The sequence below is a fragment of the Sagittula sp. P11 genome (assembly GCF_002814095.1).
Taxonomy (GTDB): domain Bacteria; phylum Pseudomonadota; class Alphaproteobacteria; order Rhodobacterales; family Rhodobacteraceae; genus Sagittula.
In genome coordinates this window covers 2,160,695-2,183,479 of record NZ_CP021913.1, presented here as the reverse complement: position 1 = coordinate 2,183,479, position 22,785 = coordinate 2,160,695, and the positions used below count along the sequence as shown (strand labels likewise).

Annotated in this window: 22 protein-coding genes; 14 read left to right on the top strand and 8 right to left on the bottom strand. The window is 66.4% G+C overall.

Features of this window, described 5'->3' with window-relative positions:
- Positions 1–2 precede the first annotated feature (2 nt).
- Together CDO87_RS10670 and ahcY are read right to left on the bottom strand one after the other, a co-directional pair.
- Complete coding sequence (locus CDO87_RS10670) at positions 3–977, bottom strand: ketopantoate reductase family protein (RefSeq protein ID WP_100928762.1); 975 nt, start codon at positions 975–977, stop codon at positions 3–5.
- Between the two features lie 166 nt (positions 978–1,143).
- Entirely contained in the window at positions 1,144–2,532 is a 1,389-nt protein-coding gene (gene ahcY / locus CDO87_RS10665) for an adenosylhomocysteinase (RefSeq protein WP_100928761.1), read from the bottom strand.
- A 224-nt stretch (positions 2,533–2,756) separates the two neighbouring features.
- Between ahcY and CDO87_RS10660 the strand changes: the two genes are divergently transcribed.
- The 3 genes from CDO87_RS10660 to CDO87_RS10650 all read left to right on the top strand — a co-directional run bounded on the left by CDO87_RS10660 (position 2,757) and on the right by CDO87_RS10650 (position 4,662).
- A complete protein-coding gene (locus CDO87_RS10660; RefSeq protein ID WP_100928760.1) occupies positions 2,757–3,350 on the top strand; it encodes an HD family hydrolase in 594 nt (197 codons plus the stop codon).
- Positions 3,350–3,820, top strand: coding sequence for a GNAT family N-acetyltransferase (locus tag CDO87_RS10655; protein ID WP_157814966.1), 471 nt, complete (start codon positions 3,350–3,352; stop codon positions 3,818–3,820). The genes CDO87_RS10660 and CDO87_RS10655 overlap by 1 nt, the downstream gene beginning before the upstream one ends.
- 128 nt (positions 3,821–3,948) lie before the next feature.
- Positions 3,949–4,662 carry a hypothetical protein gene (locus tag CDO87_RS10650; protein WP_100928758.1) on the top strand — a complete coding sequence of 238 codons (714 nt, stop codon included), beginning with the start codon at positions 3,949–3,951 and terminating at the stop codon, positions 4,660–4,662.
- Between the two features lie 43 nt (positions 4,663–4,705).
- Here the strand turns inward: CDO87_RS10650 and CDO87_RS10645 are convergent, their stop codons facing one another.
- Positions 4,706–5,260, bottom strand: a complete 555-nt coding sequence (locus tag CDO87_RS10645; protein WP_005864075.1) for an ActR/PrrA/RegA family redox response regulator transcription factor — start codon at positions 5,258–5,260, stop codon at positions 4,706–4,708.
- An 81-nt stretch (positions 5,261–5,341) separates the two neighbouring features.
- Positions 5,342–5,974 carry an SCO family protein gene (locus tag CDO87_RS10640; RefSeq protein ID WP_100928757.1) on the bottom strand — a complete coding sequence of 211 codons (633 nt, stop codon included), beginning with the start codon at positions 5,972–5,974 and terminating at the stop codon, positions 5,342–5,344.
- An 86-nt stretch (positions 5,975–6,060) separates the two neighbouring features.
- Between CDO87_RS10640 and regB the strand changes: the two genes are divergently transcribed.
- The 9 genes from regB (at position 6,061) to CDO87_RS10595 (ending at position 18,960) form a co-directional block, all read left to right on the top strand.
- Positions 6,061–7,458, top strand: a complete 1,398-nt coding sequence (regB, locus tag CDO87_RS10635) for a sensor histidine kinase RegB (protein WP_100928756.1) — start codon at positions 6,061–6,063, stop codon at positions 7,456–7,458.
- Positions 7,459–7,566: 108 nt separating this feature from the next.
- Positions 7,567–9,069 (top strand): PAS-domain containing protein, encoded by a 1,503-nt coding sequence (locus tag CDO87_RS10630; protein WP_100928755.1) that lies wholly within the window; start codon positions 7,567–7,569, stop codon positions 9,067–9,069.
- Between the two features lie 40 nt (positions 9,070–9,109).
- Positions 9,110–10,573, top strand: coding sequence for a tRNA (adenosine(37)-N6)-threonylcarbamoyltransferase complex ATPase subunit type 1 TsaE (gene tsaE, locus CDO87_RS27205; protein WP_100928754.1), 1,464 nt, complete (start codon positions 9,110–9,112; stop codon positions 10,571–10,573).
- Positions 10,558–11,235: a nucleotidyltransferase family protein gene (locus CDO87_RS10620; RefSeq protein WP_100928753.1), complete on the top strand. Its 678-nt coding sequence runs from the start codon at positions 10,558–10,560 to the stop codon at positions 11,233–11,235. The genes tsaE and CDO87_RS10620 overlap by 16 nt, the downstream gene beginning before the upstream one ends.
- Complete coding sequence (addB, locus tag CDO87_RS10615; protein ID WP_100928752.1) at positions 11,228–14,164, top strand: double-strand break repair protein AddB; 2,937 nt, start codon at positions 11,228–11,230, stop codon at positions 14,162–14,164. Before CDO87_RS10620 ends, addB begins: the two co-directional genes overlap by 8 nt.
- Positions 14,161–17,532 carry a double-strand break repair helicase AddA gene (gene addA / locus CDO87_RS10610; RefSeq protein ID WP_100928751.1) on the top strand — a complete coding sequence of 1,124 codons (3,372 nt, stop codon included), beginning with the start codon at positions 14,161–14,163 and terminating at the stop codon, positions 17,530–17,532. The genes addB and addA overlap by 4 nt, the downstream gene beginning before the upstream one ends.
- Before the next feature lie 77 nt (positions 17,533–17,609).
- On the top strand, positions 17,610–17,930 hold the full coding sequence (trxA, locus tag CDO87_RS10605) for a thioredoxin (protein WP_005864060.1): 321 nt from the start codon (positions 17,610–17,612) through the stop codon (positions 17,928–17,930).
- Positions 17,931–18,043: 113 nt separating this feature from the next.
- A complete protein-coding gene (locus tag CDO87_RS10600) occupies positions 18,044–18,505 on the top strand; it encodes a hypothetical protein (protein ID WP_100928750.1) in 462 nt (153 codons plus the stop codon).
- Positions 18,502–18,960 (top strand): DUF3592 domain-containing protein, encoded by a 459-nt coding sequence (locus CDO87_RS10595; RefSeq protein ID WP_100928749.1) that lies wholly within the window; start codon positions 18,502–18,504, stop codon positions 18,958–18,960. Before CDO87_RS10600 ends, CDO87_RS10595 begins: the two co-directional genes overlap by 4 nt.
- Positions 18,961–18,963: 3 nt before the next feature.
- Here the strand turns inward: CDO87_RS10595 and CDO87_RS10590 are convergent, their stop codons facing one another.
- The gene (locus CDO87_RS10590) at positions 18,964–19,404 is read right to left on the bottom strand and encodes a transcriptional regulator, SarA/Rot family (RefSeq protein ID WP_254698417.1); all 441 of its coding nucleotides are present in this window, start codon (positions 19,402–19,404) and stop codon (positions 18,964–18,966) included.
- Between the two features lie 109 nt (positions 19,405–19,513).
- Here CDO87_RS10590 and CDO87_RS10585 point away from each other — a divergent pair, with 109 nt between their 5' ends.
- Both CDO87_RS10585 and hslV read left to right on the top strand, forming a co-directional pair.
- Positions 19,514–19,942, top strand: coding sequence for an organic hydroperoxide resistance protein (locus CDO87_RS10585; protein ID WP_100928747.1), 429 nt, complete (start codon positions 19,514–19,516; stop codon positions 19,940–19,942).
- A 98-nt stretch (positions 19,943–20,040) separates the two neighbouring features.
- The gene (gene hslV, locus CDO87_RS10580) at positions 20,041–20,592 is read left to right on the top strand and encodes an ATP-dependent protease subunit HslV (protein ID WP_100928746.1); all 552 of its coding nucleotides are present in this window, start codon (positions 20,041–20,043) and stop codon (positions 20,590–20,592) included.
- Positions 20,593–20,607: 15 nt separating this feature from the next.
- Here the strand turns inward: hslV and CDO87_RS10575 are convergent, their stop codons facing one another.
- From CDO87_RS10575 to CDO87_RS10565, 3 genes are all read right to left on the bottom strand, one after another.
- Positions 20,608–20,931, bottom strand: coding sequence for a hypothetical protein (locus CDO87_RS10575; protein WP_100928745.1), 324 nt, complete (start codon positions 20,929–20,931; stop codon positions 20,608–20,610).
- Positions 20,932–21,001: 70 nt separating this feature from the next.
- The gene (locus tag CDO87_RS10570) at positions 21,002–21,841 is read right to left on the bottom strand and encodes a metallophosphoesterase (protein ID WP_100928744.1); all 840 of its coding nucleotides are present in this window, start codon (positions 21,839–21,841) and stop codon (positions 21,002–21,004) included.
- A complete protein-coding gene (locus tag CDO87_RS10565; protein ID WP_254698416.1) occupies positions 21,838–22,785 on the bottom strand; it encodes a diacylglycerol kinase family protein in 948 nt (315 codons plus the stop codon). The genes CDO87_RS10570 and CDO87_RS10565 overlap by 4 nt, the downstream gene beginning before the upstream one ends.

Genomic DNA, 22,785 nt, shown 5'->3' with positions numbered 1-22,785 from the left:
CCTCAGACCGTGTTGCCGACCTCGGCCATCAGATCGGCCAGGGTCAGGTCCCCGGGCCGCAACCCGCCGCGGACCATGCGCGCCCCCACCCGCTGCATCGCGGCGTTGACGGGCGTCGGCACGCCATGCAGCCGGCCAAGGCGAGTGATCTCGCCGTTGAGGTAATCCGTCTCGATCGATCCGGCGCCGCGCAGCAGGCTCTGCGCCGAGGAACTGCCCGACCGCGCCTCGCCCGGAAGGTCGGAAATCTGCGCCAGCCCCCGCCGTTCCGGCACCAGTTGGGCGCGGTCCTCCCACGCGATCCCGGCAGCGTCGAGGACGGCCAGCGCCTCCTTCCGCATCAGATCGGGAAGCGGTCCCTTTTCCGCCTCCGGCCCCATCGCCGCGTTCAGGATATTCTCGAGGTTCATCAGCAGCTTGCCGTACTTGGAGGCCATCACCTTCGGATGCGTGAACCCGGCCATGCCCGCCGGGTCGAAGGCGTCCACGAACCGCTCGTCATCCGCATCCAGCCCGCCGGGGAAAAGCCCGGTCTCGAACACTCCGAACTTCGGAGCGGCAAAGCAGAGCACGCGCCCGGGATCGATGTAGGTCGCGGGCATCCAGACCATGACGCCATGGACCTTGGGGAAAAGCCGCAGCGCCATGTCCTCGTTGACGACACCGTTCTGCAGGCAGAACAGCGGCTGATCGGCGGCACCCGCTGCGCGCAGATCCTCCAGCGCGCCCGCCATGTGCTGCGCCTTCATGCACATCAGGATCATGTCGCCATTGCGGAAGACGATCTCGGTCGGATGGCCGACCACGGTCAGGGGCACGGCTTCGTCCAGGTCATGGCCTTTCAGCCAGAGGCCGTCCGCCCGGACCGCGTCGAGCATGGCGCCGCGCGCGATGCCGATGACCTCTGTCCCCGACCGCGCCAGCAGCCCGGCGACGCATCCGCCTATGGCGCCCAATCCGTAAACGATGATCCGCATGTGCCGCCCCCTGTCCCGTTCCGCGGCTTCACCCTAAACGCGGTCATGCACCGTTGGAAACCGCTCCCGATCCGCCACGGAACACAAAGGCTGGGCGCGTCGCGACGCGGCCTCCAAATGGTGCAACAGGATGTAGGGCGGAGATTCTCCGCCCCGCTGCCCGCCGTCAGTAGCGGTAGTGTTCCGGCTTGAACGGGCCTTCCGGTTTCACACCGATGTAGGCCGCCTGTTCCGCCGAAAGCTGGGTCAGCTTGACGCCGATCCGGCCGAGGTGCAGGCGCGCCACCTTCTCGTCGAGGTGCTTGGGCAGGATGTAGACGCCCGGCTTGTAGTTGTCGCCGTTCTTCCACAGCTCGATCTGCGCCAGCACCTGGTTGGTGAAGGAGGCCGACATCACGAAGGACGGGTGCCCGGTGGCGTTGCCGAGGTTCAGCAGGCGACCTTCGGACAGCAGGATCAGACGATTGCCCGAGGGCATCTCGATCATGTCCACCTGTTCCTTGATGTTGGTCCACTTGTGATTCTTCAGCGCGGCGACCTGGATCTCGTTGTCGAAATGGCCGATGTTGCCGACAATGGCCATGTCCTTCATCTCGCGCATGTGCTCGATGCGGATCACGTCCTTGTTGCCGGTCGTGGTGATGAAGATGTCGGCGCTGTCGACGACGTCTTCAAGCAGCACGACCTCGAACCCGTCCATGGCAGCCTGAAGCGCGCAGATCGGGTCGGCCTCCGTGACCTTCACGCGGGCGCCCGCGCCGCGCAGCGAGGCGGCAGAGCCCTTGCCCACGTCACCGTAGCCGCAGACAACTGCCACCTTGCCGGCCATCATCGTGTCGGTGGCGCGGCGGATGCCGTCGACCAGCGATTCCTTGCAGCCATACTTGTTGTCGAACTTCGACTTGGTGACGGAGTCGTTCACGTTGATCGCCGGGAACGGCAGACGCCCTTCCTTCTGCAGCTCGTACAGGCGGTGGACGCCGGTGGTGGTTTCCTCGGACACGCCCTGGATCGCGTCGCGCACCTTGGTGAACCACCCCGGGGACGCTTCCATCCGCTTCTTGATCTGCGCCTTGATGACGGCCTCTTCCTCGGACTGCGGGACGGGGATGATGTCCTCACCGGCCTCGGCACGGGCGCCGAGCAGGACGTAGAGCGTCGCGTCGCCGCCGTCGTCGAGGATCATGTTCGCGCCTTCCGGGAAGAGGAAGGACTTGTCGAGGTAATCCCAGTGTTCTTCCAGCGACTGGCCCTTGATGGCGAAGACGGGGATACCCGCCTCCGCGATCGCGGCCGCGGCGTGGTCCTGGGTCGAGAAGATGTTGCAGGATGCCCAGCGGACGTCGGCGCCAAGCGCCACGAGCGTTTCGATCAGGACGGCAGTCTGGATGGTCATGTGCAGCGAACCGACGATGCGCGCACCCGCAAGCGGCTTCGCCTCGCCGTACTCCTCGCGAAGGGCCATCAGGCCCGGCATCTCGGTCTCGGCGATATCCAATTCCTTGCGACCGAAGGCGGCCAGCGAAATGTCCTTGACGATGTAATCTTGCGACATTGCAGTTCCTCTGCATCCTGTGAGCGACCCGGAACCGGGCCAAATTCCTCCCGGCGCAGGTACCATCCTGACGGATGCCACACAATGCGCTTGTACCTCGCATAGGCTGAACGCGGTTAAGAAGTCCTTTCATCAGGCGCGGTTGCCCGCGAAGTACCCCCGATTTACACCGCCGCCGCGAAACCTTAACCAAAGGGCGCACAGGACAGGACACCGGAGACGTCATGGCCAAACCCCCTCGCGCGTGGCAACGGATGTTGTCCGGACGCAGGCTCGACCTGCTGGACCCGACCCCCATGGACATCGAGGTCGAAGACATCGCCCACGGGCTGGCCTTCGTGGCCCGCTGGAACGGCCAGACCCATGGCGACTACGCCTATTCCGTGGCCGAACATTCGCTGCTGGTGGAGGAACTCTTTGGCCGCCTGTGTCCGAAGGCCAGCGCGACAGAACGGCTGACGGCACTGTTGCACGACGCGCCGGAGTACGTGATCGGCGACATGATCAGCCCGGTGAAGGCCGCGGTCGGTCCCGGCTACGAGGAACTGGACAAGCGGTTGTCGGCAGCGATCCACATCCGGTTCGGCCTGCCCGCCGTCACGCCAGCGCGGCTGAAGAAGCAGATCAAGAAGGCCGACCGGATCTCGGCCTGGATGGAGGCGACGCAAATCGCCGGCTTCACCCGTGCCGAGGCAGACCGTTTCTTCGGCGCGCCCGATCTCGACATGATCGCCGACCTGTCGATCCGCCTGCGCCCGCCCGTCGATGCGCGGCACGATTTCACTGCGCGCCACGCCAGCCTGATGGACATGCTCTGATGCTGAAGACCCGACCGATGACCGCCGACGACATGCCCGCCTGCATGGAGATCGTGAACTTCACCATCGCGCAGGGGGGCACGACCGCCTACGAGGAACCGTTCACCGAACAGAGCTTTACCGAGGAATTCATCGACGGCCCCGCCATCAGCACCGTGGTGGAGACCTCCGACCGCATCGTCGGTTTCCAGAACGTGTTCGACATTGGCGACGGGCTCTATTCCATCGGCAGTTTCACCGACCGTCGCGATCCGGTCAAAGGCGCGGGCCGGGCGTTGTTCAATGCCACACTGGCCGCCTGCCGGGCGCGGGGCGGGGTGGCGATCCTTGCGCGGATCACCTCAGACAACGACTCCGGCCTCGGGTATTACGGCCACATGGGGTTTGCGGACGACCATGTGATCCCCGGGGACGTGACCCGGAAGGACGGCAGGGTGGTCGACCGGATCGTGAAGCGATACCCGCTCTGATTGTGGAGCATTCCTAGAACGCCGTTCAATTGGGATCACTTTGTCAAAATCTGGCCCCATTTCCCTGAAATAGCGAACAAAGCGCGGCCCAGGCCCCGCATTGTTTCGATACCTCAAGGAGTGAACCCGTGTTGCCTGCCAAGATCCTCGTCCTGTCCGTCATCGTCATGAGTGTAGCCGCATGCGGTCAGATGCCGTCGGTCAGCCGCAACGCATCGGCGCTCTCCTTCACGGCGACGCAGGACGGGGCGGACGACGCGATGGTCGAACAGGCGCGGGCGCTGGACCAGATGACCAAGGACATCCTGCGCCGCACGACAATGCAGGGCGCGGCCATCGGCGCAGCCGCCGGCTGCGGCCTGGCCGTGGTGTCGGCGTCGGAAGGCGGCAAGTGTCTGGTGGGCGCGCTGGCCGGCGGTGCCGCAGGGGCCGTGGTGGGCAACGCCGTCGGGCAGAGGAAGGTTAGGGAACGGGTCGAACTCGTGTCCCTGTCCCGCGTGACCCCGGCGATTTCCGGGGCGCAGAAGCAGATGGCCACGCTGACAGAGACGATGCCGGGCCTGCTGGAGTCGCAAGACCAGGAAATCGCCGACCTGAAGGCGGCGCACGCGGCGGGAGAGATTTCGGGCAAGGCCTACGCCGGGCGACTGGACGAGATCCGGGCAGCCCGTGCAGAGGTTGCCCAGGCGCTGTCGATGTCGGCGGAACAGGCGCGCGCGGCGAAACTGGCGCTGAAGGATGCCGGTGCCAAGGGACAGACCGGGCTCGACTGGCACATCATGTCGATCGAAACGCTGGAGGACGAGGCGGTCTCCGCCCGGTCCCGCATCAGCCTGCTGTGACCTCGGGACGGGCGGCGCACAGCCCCGCCCTACGAGCTGTCGCTCAGCGCGGCGACCGCTTCGCGAGGATCCGCTGCAGGGTGCGCCTGTGCATGTTCAACCGGCGGGCGGTCTCGGACACGTTGCGGTCGCACAGCTCGTAAACCCTCTGGATGTGCTCCCACCGCACGCGGTCGGCGCTCATCGGGTTCTCCGGTGGCGGCGGAAGTTCGTCGCCCTTCGACAGAAGCGCATTGGTGATGTCGGTCGCATCCGCCGGTTTCGACAGGTAATCCGTGGCACCGATCTTGACCGCGGCGACCGCCGTCGCAATGGCGCCATAGCCCGTCAGGACAACGATCCGCGAATCGGGCCGCTTCTCGCGCAGCACCTCCACCACGTCCAGTCCGTTGCCGTCCTCGAGCCGCAGGTCGACGACCGCATAGGCCGGGGGCCGCGCCGTGGCGATGGCCGATCCCGCCGCAACAGAGCCTGCCATCTCGACCTCGAAACCACGTTTTTCCATGGCCTTGGCCAGGCGCCTCAGGAACGGTTCGTCGTCGTCAACGAGCAGCAGGGACTTGTCGTCGCCCAGGTCGTCTATGTCGCGTTCTGCCAAGGCCTGTCTCCCGCTGCGCTGCCGTGGGGATCACTATTAACCACGCCTACTGGTGGGGTCAAACGCTACCACTTGCCGCTGTCAAGTGGCTTCTATGAAGCAGGCGACACGGTCTGCCATCTGTTCCGGCGTGACCTCGCGGCGGAAGTAGTCGACGAACCCTGCCCCCGGCAGGACGAGGTACGTGAAGGTGGAGTGGTCCACGAGGTAGTAGTCCGGATCGCCGTCCTGCTTCTTGTAGTAAGTGCGATAGGCTTGGCTGGCGGCCTTGATCTGCTCGGCAGAGCCCGTCAGCCCGACCATCTTTGGATGCAGGTTGGAGGCGAACTCGCCGACCGCTTCGGGCGTGTCCCGCTCAGGGTCGATGGTGATGAAGACCGGCGTGACGCTCATCCCGCGGTCCGCCAGCAGGTCGACCGCATCCGCGTTGCGCGCCGTGTCGAAGGGGCAGACGTCCGGGCAGAAGGTGTAGCCGAAATAGACCAGCGCCGGCTCGGTGATGACGTCCGCGTCGGTCACCGTGTTGCCGTCCTTGTCCACCAGTTCGAAAGGCCCGCCGATGTCGCCCGCAACAACCCCCTCGCGGCAGTTGGCGTACACGTCGTCCGAACTGCCGCCGAACAAGCCGTCAAGCCAGCCGGCGGAGGCCGCGAAGGTGCCACCCAGCAAAACGACGACCGCGCCGATCGCGGCATAGGACAAGGTTCGGGTCATGGGCACTCTCCTCGGCGGAACACATATTGTTTGCGGAATGTCATCCAACACTTGCCTAACCAAGCGCGACAGACGAAACAATCCCAATGAGCACAACTGAACTCGGTCTGATCGGCGAAGAGCAGCGCAGCAACTGGATCCGTCTCCGCACGATGATCCTGTTACGCTGGGTCGCCATCCTTGGCCAGCTTGCAGCGATCACGATCGCGCAACGGCTGTACAACCTCCAGCTCGAGCTTGGGCTGGCCTACCTCGCCGTCGGCACATCGGTCGTCGGCAACCTCGTCGCCATCTTCGTCTTCCCCGAAAGCAAGCGCCTGTCGGAGACCGAAAACTTCCTGATGGTGATGTTCGACCTGCTGCAGTTGTGTTTCCTGCTGTACCTGACCGGGGGGCTGCACAACCCGTTCTCGCTCTTGGTGCTGGGCCCGGTGACGATCTCGGCCACGGTGCTGAGCCTCAGGTCGACAATTACGCTGATGCTCACCGCGATGGTGCTGGTGACGGGTATGGTGTTCTGGCACCTGCCGCTGCGGACCGAAGAGGGCTTCATCCTCCGCATACCGGACGTGTTCGTCTACGGTCAGTGGGTGGCGATCATGATCGCGCTGGTGTTCCTGTCCGCCTACACGCGCCGCATCACGCGCGAGATGAACTCCATGTCCGACGCGCTGACAGCCACGCAGATGGCCTTGGCCCGCGCGCAGAAGCTGAACGACCTTGGCGGTGTGGTGGCGGCGGCGGCGCATGAGCTGGGCACGCCGCTGGCGACGATCAAGCTGACGTCATCGGAGCTGGCGGAGGAGCTGGACGATTTCCCGGACCTCAAGGAAGACGCGCTGCTGATCCGCAGTCAGGCGGACCGCTGCCGGGACATCCTGCGCAGCATGGGCCGCGCCGGGAAGGACGACCTGCACATGCGGCAGGCGCCGATTGTCGAGGTCATCCGCGAGGCCGCCGAGCCGCATCAGGACCGCGGCAAGGAGATCCTGATCGAGGACGGCCCCGGCCCGGGCGGAGAGTACAATCCGCCGCAGATCCTGCGCCGACCCGAGATCATCCACGGCCTGCGCAACCTCGTGCAGAACGCCGTCGATTTCGCCCGGACGACCGTCTGGGTGGAGGCGATGTGGACCGACGACCTGATTTCCATCCGCATTCTCGACGACGGCCGGGGCTTCCCGCCGCAGGTGATCGGGCGCATCGGCGACCCCTTCATGCGCCGCCGCCGGTCCGACGCGGACCGACGGGCACGGCCGGAATACGAGGGCATGGGCCTGGGCTTGTTCATCGCCAAGACCCTCCTGGAACGGTCGGGGGCGGAACTCAGCTTTGCCAATGCGTCCGATCCCTACGCGCCGATGACCGAGACAGGACAGCCGACCGGGGCCATCGTGGAGGTCATCTGGCCGCGCGCCAAGATCGTCCCGGACCCGGCCAGCCGAGGCACGCCGCTGGGGGAGAACCAGCTCATCAGCGGCTAGGGTCCTCACTGCAATCGTTTAACCGGTCGTTAACTAAGCTGAAGCTAGGTTTATCCCGGGTGTGTCATGTCTGGTTCGCAAGGCGGGGGAAGCGGTTTGGAGGACTACATGGTTCTTGCCATCGGCGCAGGAGGCGGGGCCGCTGCATTTGCAGCGCTGTTCGTATATCTCGTCTCGAAACGCCGTGAAGATGCGCGTCTGAGGTTCGGGCGGCGGCAGATCGACACCGTCATCCTGTTCCGGAACGGTGTTGTCATTGACCACACGCCGGATGCGCTCCACCTGTTCGACCGCTCAAACCTGCACGGCGTTACATGGCAGGATCTGCGCGCCCACCTGCTGCCGGGGTTCCCGCAACTGCCTGCCGATCCGCCCGACATCGAACGGACTTGGAGCTCCGAGTTGCTGGCCGACGCACGGCTGGACGCAGTGCCTTCGGGGCGGAACCTGCGCGTCAGCCTGTCCACGCCACACAGCGGACCCGCTCTCCTGTTCCGGGCGGCAGTGCTGGACGCGGATCACCAGATGATGCGCCAGATCTGCGACAACGCCCCCTACCCGATCTGGCAGACGGAGGACGGCGCGCTCACCTGGGCCAACGAGGCGTTCGAGACCCTGAAGGCGGACACCGGCGCGGTTGACGAGGACGAATGCCCCTTCGACCTGCCGCTGCCGATCAAGCGCACGGTGCAGACGGATCGCGTCAGCCTGCGGACCCGCACCGGCGAGGCGCTCTGGTACGAGGTCATCTCGCGGCCCGTCGGCACGTCCTGGCTGCATTATGCGTCGTCGATCAATAACCTCGTCGAGGCCGAGATGGCGCAGCGCAACTTCGTGCAGACCCTGACCAAGACCTTCGCGCACCTGCCCATCGGCCTTGCCGTCTTCGACCGCGACAGGCGGCTGGTGCTGTTCAACCCCGCGCTGGTCGACCTGACCCATCTGCCGGTCGATTTCCTGTCCGCGAAGCCGAACCTCCTGTCGTTCTTCGATCACATGCGCGAAAACCGCATGATGCCGGAACCGAAGAACTACAACACGTGGCGGGAGAAGATCTATGACGTGGTCTCGGCCGCGCGCGAGGACCGTTATGCGGAAACGTGGAACCTGCCGTCCGGCCTGACCTACAAGATCACGGGGCGCCCGCATCCCGACGGCGCCGTCGCCTTCCTGATCGAGGATATCAGCGCCGAAATCTCCCTCACGCGCCGCTTCCGGTCGGAGCTTGAGATGACCCAATCCGTTCTGGACCGGTTCGACGATGCGGTGGCGGTGTTCTCTCGACTGGGGGTGCTGACCTTCACCAACGCCGCCTATCGGGACCGCTGGAACTGCGACCCAGACAGCGCCTTCGCCGAGATCACCATCGTCGATGCCACGAAGGACTGGAGCGCGGGATGCCTGCCCAGCCCGATCTGGTCGGAGATCCGAGATTTCGTCCTGACCCTGCGCGAAAGGGCCTGCTGGGACGCCGAACTTGTCACCACCGATGGCGAGCACCTGCATTGCGCGGTCGAACCGGTGTCCTCCGGGGCGACGATGGTGCGGTTCTCTCATGTCGCGGGGGCTCCGGCGTCCCTGAAGATCAGCGAGGCGGCCATGCGCGACTGATCGCGCTTGCAGCGACAGGCGCGAAGGCTATCCTCGCGCCATGACCGTTCAGGACACCCGAAACCGCAGGCTGACCCTGCCGACGCCGGACGCCACGGAAGCTCTGGCCCGTGTGCTCGGCGCGCGCCTGCGGCCGGGTGACGTGCTGTTGCTGTCCGGCGGGATCGGCGCGGGCAAGACCCATTTCGCACGTGCGCTCGTGCAGTCCCTGCTGGAGACGCCGGAGGACGTGCCCTCCCCCACCTTCACCCTTGTCCAGGAATACGACACACGCAGCGGCCCTCTCTGGCACGCCGACCTGTACCGGCTGACCGGCCCGCAGGAGATCGTGGAACTCGGCCTGCTGGATGCCTTCGAGGACGCGATCTGCCTTGTCGAATGGCCGGACCGGCTGCGGGACCTCGCCCCGGCCTCGGCGCTGCACCTGACGTTCCGCACCGTCGGCGATGGCGACACCCGCGCCCTGACGATCGGCTGGAGCGACCCGGAATGGGACGAGCGGCTCAAGACAGCCTGGGCCGGCGCACAGGCGGAGGCGCGCGAGAACCCGGTGGATCACTTCCTGGAAGAGGCCGGCTGGAGCGACGCCACGGTGCATCCGATGGCCGGCGATGCGTCCTCCCGCCACTACGCGCGGCTGACACGCGGTGACGAGACGGCGATCCTCATGCAGGACCCGCACGGCGATGCCGCCCTCTTTGCGCGGCTGGCCCGCCATCTGAACAGCCTCGGCCTGTCCGCGCCGAAGGTGCTGGCCGAGACCTCGGGGATGCTGCTGCTCGAGGACCTCGGCGACGGGCTGATCGCGACGCTGGCCCGCGACGCCGAAGCGGAGACGTCGCTTTACCTTGCGGCGGTGCGGGCATTGGTCCGGCTGCACGGGTACCAAGCGCCCGACTCCTTGCCCGTCGCGACGCCGGAGCACCTCGCCGGTGCCATCGACCTGACGTTCACGCATTACGCGCAGATGGCCGACCTCCTCGCCGAGGCGACGGAAACGTTCCTGCCGATCCTGAGGGAGTACGCAGCGCCCGATGGTGTGCTTGTCCTGCGCGACTTCCATGCAGAGAACCTGCTGATGCTGCCGGGTCGCTTCGGCGCGGCGCGCGTCGGGCTGCTCGACTTCCAGGACGCGCTGGCGGGGCATCCGGCCTATGACCTCGCCTCGCTTTGCCGGGAAGTGCGGCGCGACGTTCAGCCCGCGACCGAAGCCGCCTGCCTGAACGCCTACATCGACGCCACCGGCACCGATCCGCAGGCGTTCCGCGCGGCCTATGCGGTGCTGGGCGTTCAACGCAACCTACGCATCCTCGGGGTCTTTGCGCGGCTTGCGGTGACGCAGGGCAAGACCCGCTACCTGGACTTCCTTCCGCGCTGCTGGTCGCATATCCAGATCCAGTCGCTTCACCCCGCTCTGAAACCGATGCGGCCGATCATCGCCAAACTGCCCGCACCGAACGCGGCCTTTCTTCAGGAACTCCTGGCACGATGCCCGACGCAGTAATGCTGTTCGCCGCCGGATTCGGCACGCGCATGGGCGCGCTGACGAAGGACCGCCCGAAACCGCTGATCGAAGTGGCAGGGCGTGCCTTGCTGGATCACGCGCTGGACCTGGCGCGCGACGTCCCGGTGCGCGTCGTCAATGCCCATTACCACGCGGACCGGATCGAGGCGCATCTTGCCGGTTCAGGCGTCCACGTCAGCGTCGAACTGCCGGACATCCTCGACACCGGCGGCGGGTTGAAACGCGCGCTGCCGCTGCTGGGCGAAGGGCCGGTCTTCACCCTGAACACCGACGCGGTCTGGTCCGGTCCCAACCCGTTGGCGCTGCTGTCCGACGCATGGCAGCCGGAGCGCATGGATGCGCTGCTGCTCTGTGTGCCGCTGGCCCGCGCCGTGGGGCGCAAAGGCGGCGGCGACTTCGCCTTTTCCGGGGACGGAACCATCACCCGGCCCGGCGACATGGTCTATACCGGCGCACAGATCGTAAAGACCGATGCGCTGCGAGGGATCGGGGAGGACATATTCTCCATGCACCGCCTTTGGGAGGATGCCGCCGCACAGGGCCGCTTCCACGGGATCGCCTATCCGGGCACATGGTGCGACGTGGGTCATCCCGAGGGCATCGCGCTGGCCGAAGATATGCTGGACCGCGCCAATGCCTGACCTCTTTACCGACGACGCAGCGGGGCCGCGCGTCTTCGCCCTGCCCCCCGGCGTGGATTTCCCTGCCGCCCTGATCGACGGCCTGCGCGCGCGGCTGGACGGCAGCCCGCCAGAGGCCATCGCCCGCGTGGAGCTTTACGTCGCCACAGACCGGATGCGCCGCCGCCTGCGGAGCCTGTTCGACGCCGGGCCCGTCTCCCTTTTGCCGCGCATCCGGCTTCTGACAGACCTGGCCGATCCGCTGACCCGCGCCACCCTGCCTGCGCCGGTATCGCCGCTGCGCCGGAGGCTGGAACTGACGGGCCTCGTCTCTCGCCTGCTCGAAACGCAGCCCGACCTCGCACCGCGGTCCGCGCTTTTCGACCTGTCCGACAGCCTCGCCACGCTGATGGAGGAGATGCATGTCGAGGGCGTGTCGCCGGAAACCGTTGCCAACCTCGACGTCACCGACCAGTCGGGGCACTGGCAGCGGGCGCTGACCTTTTTCAACATCGTGCAACAGTACTTCGACAAAGATGCAACGCCCGACGCGCAGGCCTTCAACCGCAGGGCGCTGGAACTGCGGCTGGAGGCGTGGGAGGCACAGCCGCCCCGTCATCCGGTCATCATCGCGGGCTCCACAGGGTCGCGCGGCACGACGCATGCGCTGATGAAAGCCGTGGCCAGGTTGCCGCAGGGCGCCATCGTCCTGCCCGGCTTCGACACGGATATACCCGACACCGTCTGGTCCAAGCTGGAAGACCCGCTGACCAGCGAGGATCATCCGCAATACAGGTTCGCGAAACTGATGCGGGAGCTGGAGATCACCGCGCGGGACGTGCGGCCCTGGACCGATGGCCAGCCGCCCAGTGCGGCCCGGAACCGGGTGATCTCCCTCGCGATGCGCCCGGCGCCGGTCACGCACCAGTGGCTCTCCGAAGGTCCGAACCTGCCCGATCTGCCGCAGGCGATGGAGGGTGTCACGCTGCTTGAGGCGAACTCGCAGCGTGAAGAGGCCCTTGCCATCGCGCTGCGCCTGCGGGAGGCGGCGGAGAAAGGGACAACCGCCGCGCTGATCACCCCGGACCGGATGCTGACGCGGCAGGTGACATCCGCGCTCGACCGCTGGAACATCCTGCCTGACGATTCCGCCGGTACGCCCGCGCAGCTGACCCCGCCCGGACGGCTTCTGCGGCTGGTCGCCGAGCTCTTCACCGCACCGTTGACGGCAGAGCTGCTGCTGAGCCTGCTGAAACACCCGCTGACCCACGCCGGACAGGACCGCGGCCCGCATCTGCTGACCACGCGCGAACTGGAACTGCACATCCGCAAGACCGGCCTGCCCTATCCCGATGCCGAAACGCTGACCGCTTGGGCCACGGCCCGGGACTCGGAAAGGTGGGGCGCCTGGGCCGCGACACTCTGCGACCGCCAGCAGACCGGCACCCTGCCGCTGACGGAGTGGATCGAACGGCATCTCGCTCTGGCGGAGGCGCTGACCGCCGGGCCCGATGGCGATCCCGCGCCGCTCTGGGCCGAGAACGCGGGCCGCAAGCTGCGCGCTTTGACCGAGACCCTGCAGGTCGAGGCGGAGCATGGCACCGACATGACCGCCCGCGACTATGCCGATCTGTTCGGGGCGCTGGTGTCCCGCGAGGAAGTGCGCGACCGCGACGCCCCGCATCCGAAGATCCTGATCTGGGGCACGCTCGAGGCACGCGTGATGGGCGCGGACCTGCTGATCCTCGCCGGGCTGAACGAAGGCGCGTGGCCGGAAAGCCCCGCCGCCGACCCGTGGCTCAACCGCTCCATGCGGGCGCAGGCGGGCCTTCTGCTGCCCGAACGCCGGATCGGCCTGTCCGCGCATGACTTCCAGCAGGCCGCCGCCGCACCGGAGATCTGGCTGACGAGGTCGCTGAAGTCCGACGAGGCAGAGACGGTTCCGTCACGCTGGATCAACCGGCTGACCAACCTCCTGAATGGCCTGCCGGATCGCAACGGCCCCAAGGCACTGGAGGAGATGCGGCAACGTGGTGCGCACTGGACCGCACTGGCCACCGCCGCTGAAACCCCGATCGTGGCGGAGCCGGCGCGCAGGCCCTCGCCCGCACCGCCTGCGACGACCCGCCCGCAGGAGCTGTGGGTCACGTCGATCCGCCGTCTCGTGCGCGACCCCTACGCGATCTACGCCCGCTACATCCTGCGACTGAAGGCGCTCGACCCGTTGATGCAGGCGCCCGATGCCCTGATGCGTGGTGTTGTCACCCACGAGGTGATCGAGACCTTCATCCGCGAAACCGTGGCCGATCCCGACCGCCTGGCGCCCGACCGGCTCATGCAGATCGCACGGGTCCTGCTGGACGACGTGCCGTTTCCCACCGTTCGCGCACTCTGGCAGGCGCGGGTCGCGCGGTTCGCGCCGTGGTTCTGCGACAGCGAGGCGGACCGCAGGCAAAGGGCCGCCCCGCACCTCGACAACTTCGAGACCGAGGGCGCGGCCGCCATCCCGGCGCTGGGGTTCACGCTCAAGGCCCGGGCCGACCGGATCGACATCGCGCAGGATGCCGGCGCGCATGTCTACGACTACAAGACCGGCGGCGCGCCCTCCGCCAAGGAACAGCTCTATTTCGACAAGCAGCTTCTGCTGGAGTCGGCGATGCTGCAGCAGGGCGCCTTCCCGAACATCGCGCCCCGCTACATCGCCGCCGCCACCTATATCCAATTGAAGCCCGGCGACCCGAAGGAGGTCCCCGCGCCGCTGGCCGACAGCCCGCCGGAAAAAACGTGGGAGGAGTTCTGCGCCCTGATCGCCGCCTACATGGACGAGGAAAAGGGCTACACCGCCCGGCGCGCGCTGATGAAGGACACCGATATCGCGGATTACGACCACCTCTCGCGCTTCGGCGAATGGGACGTGACCGATGACGCCGACCTTTTGAGGCTGACATGAGGGACGAGGCGACACAGCGGCAGGTGGATGCCGCGGCCCCCGATGCCTCGACCTGGCTGGCGGCAAACGCGGGGTCCGGCAAGACGCGCGTCCTGACCGACCGTGTGGCGCGGCTGTTGCTGGAAGGCGTGGACCCGTCGCACATCCTCTGCCTGACCTACACGAAGGCCGCCGCGACCGAGATGCAGAACCGCCTGTTCAAGCGGCTGGGCGCCTGGGCCATGCTGCCGGAACCCAAACTGCGCGACGAACTGGCAAGCCTCGGGGTAGAGACGACGCCCTCCCATGCCTTCCTGCAGGAGGCGCGCACCCTCTTTGCCCGCGCCATCGAGACACCGGGCGGCCTGCGCATCCAGACGATCCACAGTTTCTGCGCCTCGCTCCTGCGCCGCTTCCCGCTAGAGGCGCGGGTCTCCCCGCAGTTCCAGGAGATGGAGGACCGTGCCGCCGAACTGCTGCGTGCCGAGATCCTCGACCAGATCGCCTCCGGCCCCGACCGGGGTCTGCTGGAAGGCATCGCGCCCTGGATCTCGGGCGACGATCCCGGCAAGCTGCTGGCCTCACTCAGTGCACGGCGGGATGTCTTCGTCGATCCGCCAGCGCCCGACGCCATCCGTGCCGCCTATGGGCTGAAGCCGGACGACGGCGAAGACACCCTTCTGGCGTCGGTCTTCCTCGGCAATGAGACGGAACTCGCCGCCGCGCTGGTTCCGCATTTCAAGGCGGGCGGCAAGACCGAGCAGGGTCTGGTGCCCTTGCTGCAGTCGATCAAGGGCCACGACACACAGGCCCTTGCCGCGCTGAAGCAGATCTGCCTGACGCAGGGCGGCACGATCCGAAAGAACTTTCCGACAAAGGCCACCCGCAAGAACGCGCCCGAACTGTGCGAGGCCTTCGACCAGCTTGCCGACCGCGTCGAAGGGGCGCTCGAGACGGAGAAGGCGCTGACCGCCGCCGACCGCGACATTGCCCTGACCGCCTTCGCCGCGCGCTTCGTGCCCGCCTACGAAGAGGCGAAGATGCGGCGCGGATGGCTCGATTTCGACGACCTCATCACTCGCGCCCGTGACCTTTTGTCAGACGAACGTGTGGCGGACTGGGTGCTCTACCGGCTGGACGGCGGCATCGACCACATCCTTGTCGACGAGGCGCAGGACACCTCGCCCGTGCAGTGGGACGTGATCGAACGGCTGGCGCGCGAATTCACTTCTGGCGAGGGCGCGCGGGATACGCGGCGCACGATCTTTGTCGTCGGTGACAAGAAGCAGTCGATCTATTCCTTCCAGGGCGCCGACCCGTCCGAGTTCGACCGGATGCGCGAGGACTTCCGCGAACGGCTGATGAACACGGATGCGCCGCTGAACGCGATGGTGCTCGAATACAGCTTCCGGTCCGCAGAACCGATCCTGCGGGTGGTGGACAGCACCTTCGACGGGGCCGATGCCTCCGGCTTCAGCCCGGACCAGAAGCACCGCGCGTTCAAGTCGGAGATGCCGGGGCGGGTCGACCTGTGGCCGGTCGTGGACAAGACCAGGGACGACGAGGACGGGCCGTGGCACCAGCCGCTGGACCGCAAGGGGGCGCGGCACCACACCGTCATACTCGCCCAGCGAATCGCCCGCTTCATCCGCCAGACCATCGACGCCGGGACGCCCCTGCCGGTAGAGAACGGCCACAGCGGCACATACCGCGCGCGGCCCGTTCATGCGGGGGATTTCCTGATCCTCGTCCGCCGCCGGTCGCAACTGTTCAAGGAAATCATCCGCGCCTGCAAGCAGGAGGCCCTGCCGATCGCGGGGGCCGACCGACTGAAGGTCATGGCCGAACTCGCGGTGCGGGACATCATCGCGCTTCTGTCCTTCCTCGAAACGCCCGAGGATTCGCTGTCCCTTGCCACCGCGCTCCGCTCGCCGCTGTTCGGCCTGTCGGAGCAGGATCTCTTCACCCTCGCCCACCGGCGCACGACGAAATACCTCTGGCCGACGCTTCGGGACAGCGACGCACATCCGGCTGTTCTGGCAGTCCTGAACGACCTGCGCGGCCAGACCGACTTCCTGCGCCCATATGACCTGATCGAGCGTATCCTGACCCGACACAAGGGCCGCCGCCTGCTGATCGGGCGGCTGGGCCAAGAGGCGGAAGACGGGATCAACGCGCTCCTCCAGCAGGCACTGGCCTACGAGCAGACCGCCGTGCCGACGCTGACCGGCTTCCTGCAATGGGCACAGTCGGACGATCTGCAGATCAAGCGGGCGCCGGACAGCGCGGGCGAAACCCTGCGGGTCATGACGGTGCACGGGGCGAAGGGCCTCGAGGCGCCCATCGTCATCCTGCCCGACTGCGCGGCGCCCGACACCTCTATCAAGGCAGAGCTCCTGTCGGACCCGGACGGTGTGATCTGGAAGCAGACCTCCGACGCGCAGCCGCCGCGCCAGCAGGCCGCCGTCGAGGCCGCGAAGGTGAAGGAAGCACAGGAACGCGACCGCCTGCTCTACGTGGCCCTGACCCGTGCAGAGAAATGGCTGATCGTGGCTGCCGCGGGCGATGGCACCGACAAGCCGGAGGCGTGGTACGACAAGGTGCGGCGCGGAATGACGGAGTCGGGCGCCGTGCAAAAGGCCTTCGATTTCGGCGGCCTCGGGTCCGGCGAGGGCCTGACACTCGGCACCGACTGGTCATATCTTGAGATGACGGCCCCGGAACCCCGATCGGTCGACGCGGTCGTGATGCCCGATCATCTCCTGCGGCCCATCGCACCGCCGGAGCAACTGCCGAAAACCCGGTCCCCGTCCGACCTTGGCGGCGCAAAGGCATTGGGCGGCGCGGAGGGCGACACCGAAGAGGTGGCGACCGCCCGGGGCACCGCACTGCACGCGTTCCTCGAAGTTCTCGCCCCCTTGCTGCCGGAAGATCGCCGCTCGGCTGGCGAAAGCCTTGTCCAACAATACGCCGGCGACCCGGAGACCATCCTGATCCGCGAGCAGCTTCCGCAGATCATGGACGAGGCGCTGAGAGTTCTGGAGAACCCCGCCTTCGCCGATTTCTTCGGACCCGACTCGCTGGCGGAGGTGCCGATCACTGCCGACCTCGGACCGCTGGGCCGTATTCACGGTATCATCGACCGGTTGATCGTGGCGCATGACCGGGTTGTCGCAATCGACTACAAGACCAACCGCACGACCCCCGCGACGCCCGAGGAAACGCCAGACGGCCTGTTGCGGCAGGTGGCGGTCTATCACGCCGCGCTCGCTCAACTTTATCCGGATCGGGAGATCGAAACCGGGCTGTTGTGGACCGCCACCAACCACTACATGCCGATCCCGCACGAACTTGTGACACAAGCCCTCGCCCGCGCGACAGCATCTTGACGCTGCCTGAGTCGCTGCCTACCTTCCTGCACCTGACCGGGCTGCCCTGCCCGCCTCCCAACCCACAGGAGATTCCCATGGCCACCGTCGCCGTATCCGACACCACCTTCGACGCCGAAGTGAAGAATTCCGACATCCCCGTTGTCGTCGATTTCTGGGCCGAATGGTGCGGTCCCTGCAAGCAGATCGGCCCGGCCCTGGAAGAGCTTTCCGAAGAATTCGACGGCAAGGTGAAGGTCGTGAAGGTCGACGTGGACCAGAACCCGAACACCGCCGCCGCCATGGGCGTGCGCGGCATTCCGGCGCTCTTCATCTTCAAGGACGGCGCGCCGATTTCGAACCGCGCCGGCGCAGCGCCGAAGGCCGCGCTGAAGTCCTGGATCGAAGATTCCATCTGATCCCGACTGGCTACGGCTGGTTTGAAAGGCCCCCTCGCGGGGCCTTTTTCCGTTCATGGACTTGGCGCAACAATCATTTCTGGTCAGACTTCGGGAAAAACCGGAGGGACAAGATGATCTGGCTCGCCATCAAGCGCGGCGTCGGGCTTGCGGTATTCCTTGCGCTGGCGGGGATCGCCGCGCTGTTCGCCGGGACCGCGCAGTCGAATGATGCCGCACGGTTCGCCGGCGCCCGCACCATCGACGCCACAGTGACCCGGCTGGACAAATCGCAGCGCCAGCAGGGCGGGTCCACCAGCACCACCTTCCGCGTCTTCGTCTCCACCCCGACCGGCCCGCACCTCGAGGACGTCTCGGGGCGGTTCTTCAATACGCTGAGCGAAGGGCAGACCGTGGCGCTGCACGTGGTCGATGGCAGCGACGGGCCGGAATACCTGCTTGACCCCGGCCGCCTTCGGTCATCCGCAATATGGGCGCTGATCCTCGGGCCGCTGCTCCTGCTGGCCGCCCTTGCGCTGAGTGCCTATGCCATACGCACCGCGCGGGCCGAACGACGCGGGGCCGTCGGGGCATGAACCAGGCAAAGAAGCCGTGGGAGCTGCTGTTCGCGGTGCCGGTTCTTGCGCTGGTTCTGGGTGCGATCCTTTGGAACTTCGTCGACCGCAGATCCGCCTTCGCCACCGACGGGATCGAGGCTGAGGCGACGCTTGCGGGCCGCTTCACCCGCAGCCTCTCCCAAAGCCATCCGAAGCCGCCCGTGACACACTATTATGCCATTGTCCGTTTCCAACATGACGGGGCAGAGATCGAGGCGGACGCCGAGGTGTCCCATGGTTTCTACCGCAACATCGAGGCGGGGCGGGTCGTGCCCGTCACATACCTGCGCGACGACCCGAAGACCGTGCGGATCGACGAACGGTTCGAGACGTCAGAGCTGATCCAGTTCGCCCTGATCGCGCTGTTCCTTGCCGGCTGTGCCGTTGTCCCGTTCGTCGTTGGCTGGTGGAAAAGGCGGCGGACGCCGGTCTGACGGTCAGGTGTCGCCGGTGCCCGTGCGCAGGCGCTGCGTCAGGTCCCGGATCTCTCCCTGGAGGCGGCGGAGCGTCTCGACGTCCATCCCGGTCTTTTCGAGGATACACGCCGGGATATGCGCCGCGCGTGCCTGAAGGGCGCGGCCTGCCTCGGTCAGGTCCACCTGAAGCTGCCGTTCGTCTTCCGGGTTGCGGCGGCGGACGATCAGGCCGGCCGTTTCGAGACGCTTCAGCAAGGGCGTCAGCGTACTCGATTCCAGCTGCACCTCGCGCCCGATGCCGCTGACGCTCAGCGGATTCTCCGCGGTCCAAAGCGCGCTCATCACGAGGTACTGGGGATAGGTCAGGCCGATCTCCTCCAGCAGCGGGCGATAGGCCTGCTGCATGGCGTGCGTCGCGGAATAGAGCGAGAAACAGAACATGTCGTGGGGGGCGAGTGTCATCCCCTGAAATTAAGTCGTGCGCGATACATTGGCAAGCGATTGACAGAGGGTCGTCTCGACTATATGTATCGTGCACGATTTAATCGCACGCGACTGAAAGGAATCACAGATGACCGTCGATACGAAGTACTGGACCGAAGCCCATGCCACCGGCGGCGGCCGCAACGGTGTCGCCTCTCTCAAGTCGGGGATGCTGACCGTCACCATGACCAGCCCGAAAGAGCTTGGCGGCTCCGGCGCGGGTCACAACCCCGAAGAGCTTTTCGCGCTTGGCTATGCGGCCTGCTACCTCGGCGCGATGCGGTTCGCGGCACAAAGCGAGAAACTGGGCACCGTCCCCGACGACTCCACGGTGAACGCGCATGTGGGCATTGGCCCGCGCTCTGACGGCGGGTTCGGCCTGAAGGTGAAACTGGTCGTGTCGATGCCGGGCGTGGACAAGGACGTGGCCGAGAAAATCGCCGAGCGCGGCCACTTCATCTGCCCGTATTCCAACGCGACGAAGGGCAACATCGAGGTCGAGACCGAGGTCGCCTGACCGGCCATTTGACATGGCGGGGTGCCGCACAGGCGCCCCGCCCCCCTTGCCGGGGCCGTCGATGGGGACCATATGGAGGCCAATCAAAGGAGGCCTTCATGAGCAACGATTTTCCCGGCTGGCACGGCACCACCATCATCGGCGTCCGCAAGGGCGGCAAGGTCGTCGTGGCCGGTGACGGGCAGGTTTCGCTGGGCCAGACCGTGATCAAGGGCACGGCCCGGAAGGTGCGTCGCCTTGCACCTGGCGGCAGGGAAGTGGTGGCCGGATTCGCGGGATCGACGGCGGACGCCTTCACCCTGCTCGAACGGCTGGAAAAGAAGCTGGAGGCAACGCCCGGTCAGCTTCAGCGCGCCTCTGTCGAACTGGCAAAGGACTGGCGCACGGACAAGTATCTGTCGAAGCTGGAAGCCATGCTGATCGTCACCGACGGCACCGACCTTTTCGTGATCACCGGCGCAGGCGACGTTCTGGAACCCGAACATGACGTGGCCGCCATCGGGTCGGGCGGCAACTACGCCCTCGCCGCGGCGCGGGCCATGATGGATACCGACAAGGACGCCGAGACCGTCGCGCGCGAGGCCATGTCCATCGCCGCGGACATCTGTGTCTACACGAACGGGAACCTGACGGTCGAAACCATCGAGTGATCCGTTGCCGCGCGGTCAGCGGATGACGATTTCGACATTGTTCTCGACGGTGAAGATGACGTCGCAATAGCCGTAGCTGTTCTCGGCAATCCAAACATGCCGCCGGAAGGTCTGCTGCACGTGGCGGCCGTTCGGCGGGATCTCGGCGTAGAAGACCGGGGTGCCGTTGAAATCGATCCAGTAGAGACGCGCGCTGCGGTCGCCGACCGCATTCGTCACGACCAGCTCGCGGTTCTCTTCGCTGGCCTCCGACCGCAGGTTGCCCCAGTCGCAGGCGTTCTGTGCCTCGGCCGTTCCGCAAAGCGCCACCAAGGCCAACGCCATACATATAGCTTTCATGTGTCGATTCCCCCGTTCCCTCACGGCTCAGCTTACGCCGGTCCGGGGAACGGGCCACGGGAAAAGCGTGCTACCGAACAGACCGCGCGCGGCGGATGTGGTGCGCAGGCGCAATCGAGGGGGCGTTGTCGTGGCGCTCCCACTCCCCGTTGTTGCGGAAGAAGTGGGCGCGCGACACGGGGGCAAAGGTCAGGTCCTCGGCACCCCAGCTTTCGACCGTCACGCTGCGGTGGTCGATTTCCAGCAGGTTGAAGGTGTTCACCTCGCCGCGCATGCGGCTGGAGAGGCTGGTGCCTGCCTGGACGAAAAGCAGTTGCGGCCAGGCCCGAAACGGCGCGATGACCGTGTTGTGCAGGTGCCCGGACAGCACCACCTGTGCGCCGCTTTCGGCAAAGGCCTTGAGCGCCCGCCCGGCCCCGCGCATCAGTCGCTTGTCGACCTCCGGCCCATGCTGAAGAGGGTGGTGCAGCATGACGATACGCGCGCGGTCGGGCGCGTCGGAGAACTGTTGGCAGGCGCGCTTGATCCGCTTTTCCGACAGCCGCCCCCTCTGCCACGAGAACCGGTTGACGGTGTTCACGCCGACAAGGGTCATCGCGTCGTCCTGATAGACAGGTTCCAGATCGCGCGACACAGCGGCCCGGTAACGCTTCCACGGGGTCAGCAGCCGGATCCAGAATTCGTCGAGCGGTGTGTCGTGGTTGCCGGGCACGGCGATCCAAGGGACGGACAGCTTGTCGAGGAAGGCCTGCGCGCGGTCGAACTGGGACACGCGGGCGCGCTGGGTGAAATCCCCGGAAATGGCGACCAGATCGGGCGCCAGCCGGTCCACCGTTTCCAGGAGCGGCTCTTCGAGGTCCGCGCGGTCCTTTCCGTAGTGCAGGTCTGACAGGTGCAGCACACGCCTCATGCGGGCTTCTCCGGGATGAGCAGGCGCAACGGGCGCTCGGACATGCCGAATTCCAGCGGCGCGTTCATGCGCTTCTTCTCTCCGTCGTAGGCCAGCAGCACGCGGCGCTTGCCTTCCACATCCAGCTTCAACCGTTCTCCGGCAAAGAGGTCATAGTCGACGCCCTCCTCTACCGTTCCCAGCGCGAGGCGCGTGATGCGCCGGAAAAGTTCCAGACGGGTGCGCGCGTTGACAAGCAGGACGGCAAAACCGCCCTCGCGAATGATGTCGGTGCCCTCCAGCCCGAACCGTTCGAGCTGGAACGAGGATCGCGCGACGAAGACAAGGGCGGTGCGGTAACGACCGCCGTCCCCGTCGACTTCCAGCCTCACGCGCATGGGTTTCCGAAAGCGGATGAAGGTCTTGATCACGGACCAATGTGCCATGATCCTGCGGCGTCCCCAGCGGCGATAGACGCTTTCGCGGACCTTCAGGATCGAGGGATAGATCCCGACGCTGGCGTTGTTCAGGAAGACTTGGCCGTTCACCGTACCGATGTGACGTTCGACCACCTGACCGGCGGCAAGCTGTCTGCTCGCCTCGACCGGATCGGTGCTGAGCCCCAGCCCGCGGGCGAAATAGTTGAACGTGCCAAGCGGCAGGACCCCGAAGGCGACATCTGTGCCGACGAAGGCCCCGGCCACGGCCATGGCGGTGCCGTCGCCCCCGGCCGCGACCACCAGGAAGGGCTTGCGCGCCTTCACCTTCTCGATCGCCTCCATCAGGCCCTTGCCGCCGCTGAAGGAGACGATTTCGCCCCCCAGCGCCTCGGCCGCGGCCTCGACCGCGTTGCGGTCCCGCGAGTTGCGGCCCGACTTGCGGTTCGTGATGACACAGACCGGGCCGTCGCCGAACGATGGCGCGCCCAGATCGCCTGGAACGGCGTCGGTATCTTCTATGGGCAT